Here is an 11,820-nt window from a genome sequence, read left to right as displayed (position 1 = left end):
TTGGTTATTTGACTCTGTTGATCTTCAATATTCTGACCCGGTTATACTGTTGCAGTAGCATAGGGTAGAAGTTATAAAAAATGTTGCTTATGGTGATGAGTAGAAATTGAAGATAGTAGCCTTTTATCACTGCTATCACGCTGGTTAGCAGAAAGAAAATGAAACACATTAGATGATAGCGTTCATACATCATCACGGTTTTAAGATAACTTGCCGGGATTGCGCTTTGACGCATAACACGATATTGCGGATCGTTTCTACGTTCCAGCCGGTTCGCAAAATCGCCATGCTGAACAAATTTGCGGATAAACCTGATACCAAAGCGCTCGTAAAATTTGGTGTTGCTGCTTAATTGTAAATGATCAGCTACTTTTTGAGGTAAGATGGCCGGAATAATACTCGCTATTAAAAACAAATAGAACAAGGCAGATAAACCTGCAGAAACCCAATAGGCTACCACCGCTGCAAAGCCAAGGATTGTCCAGAAGAAGTTGATGAGTTGGTTCATGGGATCGCAAGCTTGTATCTAACTAATATCGAAGTTTGAAGCTTTAATGTAAAATTAAAGGTGCACCTGATGAATTGTGACCAACGTTGTTACGGATATTAAAAGAGATGTATGGGTTTGCCTTTCTTGAAAATGATGACAAGTATTTATACCCTTTGGCTTTAATTCTCCGAAGGGGATACCTGTTTGTAGAAAAAGAAAACAGCAACCCTTTTGCCTCGTAGAGGCTACCCTGTCTAACTAATCCTTTTCGTGGGGGTAGCACCTACGGCGCAAAAGCATTTTAAATGTATTGCTACAAATAGGTAGCACCTGACGGTGCATTTCTTGGGACAAAAATATCTACCCTTTTGTCTTAATTCGCCGTAAAGGATATCTGTTTGTAGAAAAAGAAAATTACAACCCTTTGCTTCGTAGAGGCTACTCTGTCTAACTAAGCCTTTCCATCAAGGTAGGACCTGCGGCGCAAAAAATATTAAAAATGTTTTGCTACAAATAGGTAGCACCTGACGGTGCATTTCTTTGGACAAAAATATCTACCCTTTGGCCTTAATTCCCCGTAGGGGATACCTGTTTGTAGAAAAAGAAAATTATAGCCCTTTGCCTCGTAGAGGCTACCCTGGCTAACTAAGCCTTTCCGTGAGGGTAGCACCTACTGCACAAAAAATATTAAAAATGTTTTTCTACAAATAGGTAGTACCTAACGGTGCATTTCTTTGGACAAAATGTGATTTAGAATCGGGTCTAATATCAATAATAAAGCCATCCTACTTTCATAGAACGGCTTTGTTATTGCTTTACCTTATTGAATGAAAAACTATTGCCCACTCGTTGGAGGGTTTTTTCCGGTTTTGTTCTTCGTCAGGTTTTGCATCATCGCTTCAGCTACTTCGGTAAAAACTATCAGCTTTTCTTCACTGATGCCGGTGTTTGCCAGCTCGTTGATCTCCATAACTTTTTGTTCGATGTAAGGAATAACCTTTAGTGCGTTAGGAGACAGCGAGATAAGATGTTGCCGCCTGTCGGCCGGGTTTGTTTTTACCAATACTATTTTGCTTTCCTCCATCGAAAAAATGATATGAGCAACCCGCGATTTATCAATATGCAATAACTCAGCTAATTGATTTTGGGTGATCGGTTTTTGTTGTTTGGCTAACATGAGTAGTACCTCAAAATGATGATTTGCATCGATTGATGACAGTTCACGGGAGAGGTTCCTGGTATAAAGGTGATTGATCAGCCTTAAATTTTGCGATAGCAGTTCTGTATTCTTCATGATTTGCTATTGATTGTTTTGTTTTATCGATGCCTTGTACTCATTATGCGCGGCATGCGCTTGTGCAATATCATATTCCAGTTCGGGGTCAATATTCTGAGCTTCTACTTTCCTGGCTTTTTCCATCAATTCTTCATGGTGGGCTTGTAAATAGTCAAGCTGTTTTTTTCCGTAGGAAACGCGGGTGAACAGCACAAAAAGCACCGGAACAATGAAGATGGAAATGGTGGAAGAAGCAATCATTCCTCCCAAAACGGTTACACCGATTGTATTTCTTGATTCGGCGCCTGCTCCCGTTGCCAGCACTAACGGCAGTACGCCAAGGATAAATGCCAGCGAGGTCATGATGATGGGCCGCAACCTGAGCCTTACAGCTTCAAGGGTTGATTTGATGAGTTCTTCGCCACGGTCAACCCTGATCTTGGCAAATTCTACAATAAGGATTGCATTTTTGGCCGAGAGACCTATTAGCGTGATCAAGCCTATTTGCGCGTACACGTTGTTGGTGATGGTTGGCACTATGGTAAGCGCCAGGATTGCTCCAAACGCGCTTATCGGCACCGCCAGCATTACCGAAAAAGGTACCGACCAGCTTTCATACAAAGCAGCCAAAAACAGAAATACGAATATAATGGAGAAAAGGAAGATATAAACCGTGGTTGATCCCGCCTTTAACTCCTCATAGCTCAACCCCGAAAACTCATAGGTATAACCTCGTGGCAGAGTTTTAGCGGCTAATTCCTTCAATGCTTCAATGGCCTGTCCGCTACTATATCCCGGTGGAATGGAACCATCAACCTCCGCCGAGCGGAAAATATTAAAGTGGCTGATCAACGGGGCAGCTACTATCGGTTTATAGCTGATTACTGCACTTAACGGAAGCATCTGCCCCGCAGAGTTTCGCACATAATATTTATTCATGTTGGATATCAGCGCACGATAGGCAGTATCTGCCTGCACAACCACGTGATAGGTACGGTTATACAAGGTAAAGTTGTTGACAAACAAACTGCCCATGTAAGCCTGCATAGTCGAGAAAACGTCTGAGATGTTGATGCCCAGCTTTTCGCATTTTTCCCTGTCTACATTTAATTGATAACTTGGGGTATGTGCAGAGAAGTAGCTGTATGCACCTGCCGTTGCCGGGGTAGCTTTTGCCGCGGCTACAAACTTTTTAACCACTTTTTCAAAGGTGTAAATATCATCGGTGGAGTTACCCTGCTCAATCTGCATGCTAAAACCGGCCGCCTGGCCAATACCCCTGATGGGTGGCGGCTGCGCAACAACTACGTTCGCGTTTTTGATCCCGGCTTTGGCTATCTTCTTTTTAATAACGTCCATCAGCCCCGGTACACGGGTATCGGGAGTAGTACGGTCATCCCAGGGGGTAAGCATACAGAACATGGAACCATTGTTGGAATTTGCGCCGCCATTAAGAATGTTAAAGCCTGATATCGCAGTATAATGCATAATGCCAGGTGTTGAAGCCACAATTTTCATCAGCTTGTTCATCACATTAACCGATTGGATGGTTGAAGAAGCCTCGGGCAATTGGTAGGTAACATAAAGTCGTCCGCCATCCTCTGCAGGTACAAATCCTGATGGTTTTACTTTGAACAACAGGTAGGTACCCGCACAGATACAAACCAACAAGACGACAATATATCTTGCCCCCTTAATGCTGTGGTGTACGCGATTGGTGTATTTGAAAGTTATTCGTTCAAACATCCGGTTAAAGCCTCTGAAAAACCTGTCGAGCCAGTTTGATTTGTCCGTTACAGGCTTGGTGGGTTTTAATAATAGCGTACAAAGTGCAGGAGTTAAAGATAGAGCAATGAATGCCGAAAGCATCACAGAAATAGCAATGGTAATGGCGAATTGCTGATATAATCGGCCGACGATACCGGGTATAAAGCCAACCGGTACAAACACCGATGCCAGGATCAGCGCTATAGCAATTACCGGTGCCGAAATCTCCTTCATGGCATGATAGGTAGCCTCTTTGGGCGACATATGCTTTTCATCAATGTAGTGTTGTACGGCTTCCACCACAATAATGGCATCATCTACCACAATACCAATAGCCAGTACAAAACCAAACATGGTTAAGGTGTTGATGGTGAACCCTAATGGAATAAAGAAGATAAAGGTTGCCAGTATCGATACCGGGATGGCCAAAATAGGGATAATGGTCGACCGCCAGTTTTGGAGGAAAAGAAATACAACAATAGCCACTAAAATAAGCGCTTTGATCAGTGTACCCACTACTTCATCCATCGATACCTTTATAATGGTAACCGATTCAAATGGCACTACAAAATCAACATCCTTGGGGAAGGATTTTTTTAATTTGGCTAATGCGGCATAAACGTTCTCGGCAGTTTGCAGAGCATTACTTCCCGGTGATTGGTAGATTTGGATGGTAGAAGCCCGGTTACCGTCAACAAAGGCATTGCTGGAAAAAGTAAACTTGCCCAATTCAACCCGGGCTACATCTTTGAGGTGTACCAGCTGACTGGTGCCCGGAATGCTTTTTACTACTATGTTTTCATAGTCTTTCACTTTATTGAGCATGCCGTTTACTAAAATGCCGGTTTCAAAGGTTTGCGAAGCATCCTGCGGAGGTGCACCCACCGAACCTGCCGCGACATACACGTTTTGAGCATTTAAGGCCGCGGTTATTTCTGCAGGGGTTAAACCGTAGGATGCCATCTTATCCGGGTTCATCCAGATCCTCATACTGAAGTTATCTGTACGCGCGCTTACGTCGCCAACGCCCGGTACGCGCAGTATGGCATCCTGGATAAAGGTGCTGGTATAGTTATCTAAAAAGGTAATATTATGGCTATGCTTTGGCGAGTAAATAGCCACCAGCATTAACTGATCGGGATTACTGGCACGTACCGTTAACCCTAATTTACTTACTACCGATGGTAACAGGGGGGCGGCAATACCTACACGGTTTTGAACGTTAAGTGCTGCGATATGTACGTTAGTGCCTATTTTAAAAGTCACCCTGATGCCCATGCTACCACTGTTGGTACTGGTGCTGGTCATGTATTCCATGCCGGGCGTACCGTTTACCTGTTCCTCAATGGGAGTAGCTATATTTTGCTCTACTGTTTGGGCATCGGCACCGGTGTATGACCCGTTAACCGATACGCTTGGTGGCGATATGTTGGGGTACTGGTCAACCGCGAGGTTAAACAGGCATATCACCCCGGCAATCATCAGCACCAGCGATATCACGATGGCGGTTACGGGCCTTTTTATAAATGTATTTGAAATCATCCTTAATTAGCTTTATGTAATGCACGGGATTTTTCAATCTCATATTCCAATTCGGGGTCGATACTCTGAGCCTCTACTTTTTTAGCTTTTTCTTTCAGGTCTTCTTTATGGGCCTGCAGGTATTCCAGTTTTTCTTTACCGTAAGAGAAGCGGGTAATAAGCACAAACAATACAGGCACTATAAAAATTGCCAGTGTTGATGCCGCTATCATACCACCTAAAACTGTATAGCCAATTGTACGGCGGGCTACAGCGCCCGCGCCGGTTGCCAGTACAAGCGGCAATACGCCCAATACAAATGCCAGTGAAGTCATGATGATTGGCCGTAAACGCAGGCTCACCGCCTCCAGTGTTGATTTGATGAGTTCCTCGCCCATATCAACCCTAACCTTGGCAAACTCTACAATCAGAATGGCGTTCTTGGCCGCGAGACCGATGAGTGTGATTAATCCGATCTGCGCGTATACGTTATTGGTCAGGCTCGGCACCAGCACCAACGCCAGGATAGCTCCCATGGCGCCAATAGGCACAGCTAAGAGTACTGAAAAGGGTACCGACCAGCTTTCGTACAGCGCTGCCAGGAACAGGAACACGAAGGTGATAGAAAACAGGAAGATGTAAATGGTAGTTGAACCCGCCTTGATCTCCTCGTAACTCAATCCCGAAAACTCATAGTCATATCCTTCTGGTAAAACACGTTTAGCCAGTTCCTGCATAGCCTGGATAGCCTCGCCACTGCTATGGCCTTCTGCCGCGGAACCATCAACCTCCGCGGTGCGGAAGATATTGAAGTGGGAGATAAGCGGTGGCGCGTCAACTGGCTTGTAGCTCATCAGCGTACCTAATGGTACCATTTCACCACCCTGGTTGCGCACGTAATATTTGTCCATATTGGCTACCACTTTGCGGAAAGCAGTATCGGCCTGTACCACTACGTGGAAAGTGCGGTTATAGGTAGTGAAATCGTTGATGTAGAGGCTACCCATATATGCCTGAATAGTGGTGAATACATCGGCTACGTTAACACCTAACTTTTCGCATTTTTCCCTGTCTACCGTTAAGCTGTAGTTAGGTGTGTGCGAAGTATAGAAAGTGAACGCCTTGGATATAACCGGATTTTTGTTAGCCTCGGTCACAAAATTGTCGACCACCTTTTGAAATGCCTGCAAATTATCGGTAGTGCTGCGTTGTTCTATCTGCAGACTGAAACCTACGGTTGTACCAATGCCCGGCAGGGGTGAGGGTTGGATCACCTCCACATTGGCATCTTTTATTCCGGCCTCAGAAATTCTTCTTTGCAGTTCGCCTATGATGCCCGGCACCTGTTCGGTTTCTTTACCACGTTCATCCCATGGGGCAAGCTGGCAATAAATGGTACCGTTATTAGAGTTGCTGGCATTGGTTACCACGTTCAATCCGGATAGTGCCGCGTAATGCGCCACGCCCGGTGTTGAACCAATAACTTTCATCAGCTTAGACATTACCTCGACCGATCTTGCGGTAGACGATGCAGGGGGCAACTGATAGGTTACGTATAAATTGCCATCGTCTTCTGAGGGGATAAAGCCTGATGGTTTGGCCTGGAATAAAAAGTAAGTACCTACGCAGATACAGATCAATATAATGATAACAAAACGCGATGCTTTGATACTTTTTCGTACGCCCTCGGTATAGCTGGCGGTTACCCGCTCAAACCAGCTGTTGAATTTGAAGAAAAATTTATTAATGCCTTTTGCTTCGCCATCAATATGGGTTGGTTTTAGTAACAGCGTACACAGAGCCGGGGTTAGTGATAGGGCGATAAAAGCCGATATCATTACCGAAATAGCTATGGTGATGGCAAACTGTTGGTATAATCGGCCTACAATACCGGGGATAAAGCCTACCGGCACAAACACCGCTGCCAATATCAGCGCTATGGCTATAACCGGCGCCGAAATATCCTTCATGGCCTGGTAGGTAGCTTCCTTTGCCGACATGCCGTCATGATCAATATAATGCTGCACCGCCTCAACCACAATAATGGCGTCATCTACCACAATACCAATAGCCAGTACGAAGCCAAACATGGTTAGCGTATTGATGGTAAAGCCGAGCGGTATAAAAAAACAAAACGCACCGAAGATAGAAACCGGGATAGCGAGGACCGGGATCAATGTCGATCTCCAGTTTTGAAGGAACAGGAATACCACCACAGCTACCAATCCTAATGTTTTAAGTAAGGTGCCTACCACATCTTCCATCGAAACTTTTACCACGGTAACCGATTCAAACGGTACCCGATATTCGACATCTGAAGGAAAGTTGGTTTTTAATTTAGCAAGGGCGGCGTATACTCCGTTAGCTGTTTCAAGCGCATTACTACCAGGGGCCTGGTAAATTTGAAGGTAGGAAGCTTTGTGCCCGTCTACAAACGAATTGCTGGAGAAGGTAAATTTACCCAGTTCAACCCTGGCTACATCTTTAAGGTAAACCAGCTGACCGGTTGTCGGTATGGTTTTTACAATGATCTTTTCAAACTCCGATACCTTGCTGAGCCTGCCGTTTACCAGGATGCCCAGCTCATAGGTTTGACTGGATGCTTGTGGCGGCACGCCCGCGGTTCCCGCTGCTACCTGCACGTTTTGGGCGTTGAGGGCAGTAATAACGTCCTGAGGGGTTAAGCTGTAGGCCGCCATTTTATCCGGATTCATCCAGATCCGCATACTGAAATCGTCAGTAAAGCGGTTAATACTACCCACGCCCGGTACACGCAGAAGTGCGTCCTGGATAAATATGTTGGTGTAGTTATCTAAAAACGTGATGTTATGTGTGCCTTTTGGGGCGTAAATAGCCACCATCATGAGCATGCTTGGGTTTACGGCGCGTACAGTAAGGCCAAGTCTGCTCACTACGGCAGGCAATAGCGGCGTAGCAATGCTAACCCTGTTTTGAACATCAAGGGCTGCAACGTCAATGTCCGTCCCCATTTTAAAGGTTACGTTCATGCTCATTTGCCCGTTGTTTGTGTTGTTGCTTTGCATGTATTCCATGCCGGGCGTTCCGTTCACCTGCTCTTCTATGGGCGTGGCTACGGTTTGTTCAACCGTTTGCGCGTCGGCACCGGTAAATTGCCCGTTAACCTGTACAACAGGCGGCGTAATATCGGGGTACTGGTCTATCGGTAGCATGAGGATGCTCACGGTACCGGTAATGATCAATACTATAGATATTACGATAGCTGTTACAGGTCTTTTTATAAATGTATTAGCGATCATAGGATGTCTTCGTCTAAAAAATTATTTGTGTTTTAGCCTCACCACTAACGGGAGCCTTTGCCTCCGGCAGATGGCCCAACTTTATTGGCGGTGGTTATTTTTGAACCGTCATGCAATAGCTGCACACCGTCCACAATTACCCGGTCGCCATTGTTGATACCACTTTTGATGATCATGTTAGCCCCAATGGTTTCGCCAACCTGTACCTTTTTCTGCAATGCCACCAATCTCTTTATTTTGTTTTTTGCCGAATCGGCACCTGCTTTAGGATTGTTCATGAGGCTATCTTGTGCTGTGTATACAAAGTATTCGCCCATTTGCTCAACAACCGCTTTACCCGGTACCACTATCTGCGGGCCCGCCTCCTGGTTGTGTACGCGTACAACGCAGCTCATACCAACCCTTAACATCCCTTTCGGATTCGGGAATACCAGCCTTACGGTGATGGCGCCTGTTTGCGAATTAACCGCGCGATCAATCACGGAGATTTTTCCGTTTATGGGATAAAGGGAGTTATCTGCCAATAAAATAGTAAATAGCGAATCGGTTGGCTGATGTTTGGCTTGCTGCAAACGTTCAAATTTGGGCAGCTGCTTTTCGTTAACAACAAAATCTACAGCCATAGGATCATTGGTAGAAATGGTGTTTAACACGGTAGTTCCCGGAGTTACTACATTACCCAATTTAACCTGGCTCAAACCGATGGTGCCATCAAAAGGTGCATATACCTCGGCGTAATTCAAATTGGTTCTGGCTGTTTTAACTGCCTGATTTGCCGACTGAACCTGGCTTTTAGCATTTTCAAGCGTGATTACCGCATGGTCATACAATTGCTTGGCTACCGCGTTATATTTATTCAGGTACTCGTAACGGTCGGCATCTTGCTGGGCCTGTAATAGGGTGCCCTCAGTAACTTTACGGTTGGCAACGGCTGCGTCATAGCTGTCCTGGTAAATCCGTCTATCTATTTCATATAGCTTTTGTCCCTTTTTTACCTGCGAGCCCTCGGTAAAGAATATGCCGGTTACAGCACCCTGCACCTGGGGTAATAAAGTTACCTGGCTTAAGGCCGCTGTTGTTGAGGGGTATTGGTCATAATATAATACCGGTTTAGCCTTTACCTTGTAAAGGTTAACGGGTACTTCAGTATTTTGCGGTGGTTGTTTCTTTTTGCAGGCTGCAAAAACTACAATACTTATAAAAATGGCATTAAAAAATACGCGCTTCATGGTTTGGTTTTTTGGCATTAATAAGTGATATCTCCCATTGCTTTTTCCAGGTCAATTTTGCTCGATAGCAGCTGGAAAAGCGAGTTAGTGTAATTGATTTCGGCTGTGATCAGGTTTGATTCGGCGGTGATCACGTTAAGGTAGGCTACAACGCCTTGTTTATATTGCAGGTTAACCACGAAGTAAACACGCCGCGCCATGGCCACATTTTTGCGCTGTACATTGAAGCCGAACAGGTTGCTTTTATAGCTGGCCAGTCCAGAGGTATATTCTTTATACAACTGTGATTTAAGGTCAACCTCATCCCAATGAACTATCTGTTCCTGCAATTGCGATTTGTGTATATTGTGCAGTCGCGCAAAACCGGTGAATATGGGTATGCTCAATGACACGCCCACTATTGAACTTGGGTACGACCTTGAGAAAAGGTTGGAAAAGTTATTGTTGGCATATTGCAGGCTATAATTAAAGAAGCCTGAAATTGTAGGCAGATAAGCGTACTTGTAATAACTGGTAAGCTGCGATTGCAGGTCTTTACGGGTCTGGATCTGCTTATATTCTATCCGCTTTTCGTATTCCAGTTGCCGGGTAGTGTCAATCTGGATATCGGCCATCATCTGGACGGTATCAATGCTTACATTAAAATTCTTTTCGGGTTCATAACCCATAAGTTGCTTCAGGGCCGCATACTGGGGGATGATATTTTCATTGGCCTGTTTTAACTGGGCAACAGAGTTGTTAAGTGTAATGGTAGCCTGCAGATAGTCGGTTTCATCAACAATACCGCCTTTGTATTGGTGGTAGGCGTCACGCAAATTTTTGCCAAGCCTTGCGGTATCTTCTTTAAGCACATTAATTTGCTGCAGCGTAAGCAGCACATTATAAAATGATTTGCTTACAGCCGATACCAAAAATATTTTGGTGCTGTCGGTCACTTGCTGAGCTTGTTTTACCAGTAGAGGGGCACTTTTAGCGGCGTATAATAACACCGGACTTAAAATGGCTTGAGATACCGCCAGCTCCGGAATGAAAGTATTGGAATAACTGCTGCGTACGGTACCAGAGCCACCACCTGTAGTGGTAGTTCCTGTACTTGTGCCCACGCCGGTAGAAATATTTGAATTTGATTGCTGGATATAATGGATCAGGTTGCCGTTGGCATTAACTTGCGGCAGCCATGCGGCCAGGTTAATGGAGTTGGTTGTACGGGTAATATCCGTATTAATTAATGCTTTGTTTAAGGCAGGCTGATGTATCAGCGCATAATCTATGCATTGTTTCAGGGTTAGGTATTCGCCGCCATTTTTACCGGCATCGGTAGCGTTGGGGATAACAGGAAAGCCTACCGTTGCGGTATCCGGAACACTTTCAGGGGCAGGAGTTTGCTTCTTCTTTATATTTTGCGCCGAGGCTGCTAATGATAAAGAAAGTAAGCCTGCAAATAAAAACGGCTTTAGGCCATAAATATTTATTGGTATGCGCGTCATGGCAAAACAGGTTGTTAGGACGAATGGTTGTTAAACCATTCTGATTAAGTTTTAAGATGAAGATGGAATTTGAATGATGCGGATTTTATTGTCGTGTAAAAAGCAATAAAATCCGTATGGCTGCTGTTAAACCTTGATGCCTGTTGGCAGCTGGTCAGCAAATTCAAAAAGATGTAAGAAAAACTCAGATCCTGAGTGTACGCAGGCTGAGATAAGAAGAAGGGGTATGAGAATACACCGAAGCTAAAACGCTATCCGGTCTTCTGTTTATAGTAAACATCAAACTGCCGGTGAGCAGGAAGGCGAAAAACAGCACAAGCAATTTCGATGGAGCCTTAAGGTCTTTGCGGCTTTCGTCAACAGAATGAAAACTTCGCTGAAATTGCACCCTTGGCAAGTTGGCGTTCGTGTTCTTGTGTAGAAAATCGATGGTCGACGCTGAGTGAACACCGCTCGCGTAATTTTGCCGCGGGAGGTAAGCAAGGTGAACCCAACCCACAAACTGGTATATCACTAAAAGTGACAGTACTACATATTGCTTTATGGTTTGATTATACCTTTTCACTGCGTTGTTTAACTAAGGCAAAAATAGTTCATCACCCTAAAATGTTTTGTAATGATTTGGATACATGCTTATTGAACCAAAGAATCGATTGTTTTTATGGTGTTTGACTGCAAATAATCACAGTTAAATGACAAATGCCACTGTTGTAATGACCTACAATTTGAATAATTCACTGTTTAGGGTTCAAATCTCTATATCGTATGCAAA

7 protein-coding genes are annotated in these 11,820 nt (G+C 44.6%); all 7 read right to left on the bottom strand.

Annotated elements, in window-relative coordinates; all coding sequences use genetic code 11:
* Positions 1-4: 4 nt before the first annotated feature.
* The 7 genes from EAH55_RS26610 to EAH55_RS31095 all read right to left on the bottom strand — a co-directional run bounded on the left by EAH55_RS26610 (position 5) and on the right by EAH55_RS31095 (position 11,613).
* The gene (locus EAH55_RS26610; protein ID WP_121812327.1) at positions 5-508 is read right to left on the bottom strand and encodes a glycosyl-4,4'-diaponeurosporenoate acyltransferase CrtO family protein; all 504 of its coding nucleotides are present in this window, start codon (positions 506-508) and stop codon (positions 5-7) included.
* A gap of 817 nt (positions 509-1,325) precedes the next feature.
* Positions 1,326-1,784 carry a MarR family winged helix-turn-helix transcriptional regulator gene (locus tag EAH55_RS26605; protein ID WP_121812326.1) on the bottom strand — a complete coding sequence of 153 codons (459 nt, stop codon included), beginning with the start codon at positions 1,782-1,784 and terminating at the stop codon, positions 1,326-1,328.
* A 6-nt stretch (positions 1,785-1,790) separates the two neighbouring features.
* Positions 1,791-5,075: an efflux RND transporter permease subunit gene (locus tag EAH55_RS26600; protein ID WP_121812325.1), complete on the bottom strand. Its 3,285-nt coding sequence runs from the start codon at positions 5,073-5,075 to the stop codon at positions 1,791-1,793.
* A gap of 2 nt (positions 5,076-5,077) precedes the next feature.
* Complete coding sequence (locus EAH55_RS26595; protein WP_121812324.1) at positions 5,078-8,332, bottom strand: efflux RND transporter permease subunit; 3,255 nt, start codon at positions 8,330-8,332, stop codon at positions 5,078-5,080.
* Positions 8,333-8,376: 44 nt separating this feature from the next.
* Positions 8,377-9,561 (bottom strand): efflux RND transporter periplasmic adaptor subunit, encoded by a 1,185-nt coding sequence (locus tag EAH55_RS26590; protein ID WP_121812468.1) that lies wholly within the window; start codon positions 9,559-9,561, stop codon positions 8,377-8,379.
* A 17-nt stretch (positions 9,562-9,578) separates the two neighbouring features.
* On the bottom strand, positions 9,579-11,048 hold the full coding sequence (locus EAH55_RS26585; RefSeq protein WP_121812323.1) for a TolC family protein: 1,470 nt from the start codon (positions 11,046-11,048) through the stop codon (positions 9,579-9,581).
* Positions 11,049-11,232: 184 nt separating this feature from the next.
* Positions 11,233-11,613: a hypothetical protein gene (locus EAH55_RS31095; protein ID WP_162997060.1), complete on the bottom strand. Its 381-nt coding sequence runs from the start codon at positions 11,611-11,613 to the stop codon at positions 11,233-11,235.
* Positions 11,614-11,820 lie beyond the last annotated feature (207 nt).

This window comes from Mucilaginibacter kameinonensis (genome assembly GCF_003675385.1).
In the GTDB taxonomy this organism is placed as follows: Bacteria; Bacteroidota; Bacteroidia; order Sphingobacteriales; family Sphingobacteriaceae; genus Mucilaginibacter; species Mucilaginibacter kameinonensis.
The sequence above is the reverse complement of the archived record's forward strand: the minus strand, read 5'-3'. Positions and strand labels throughout refer to the sequence as shown.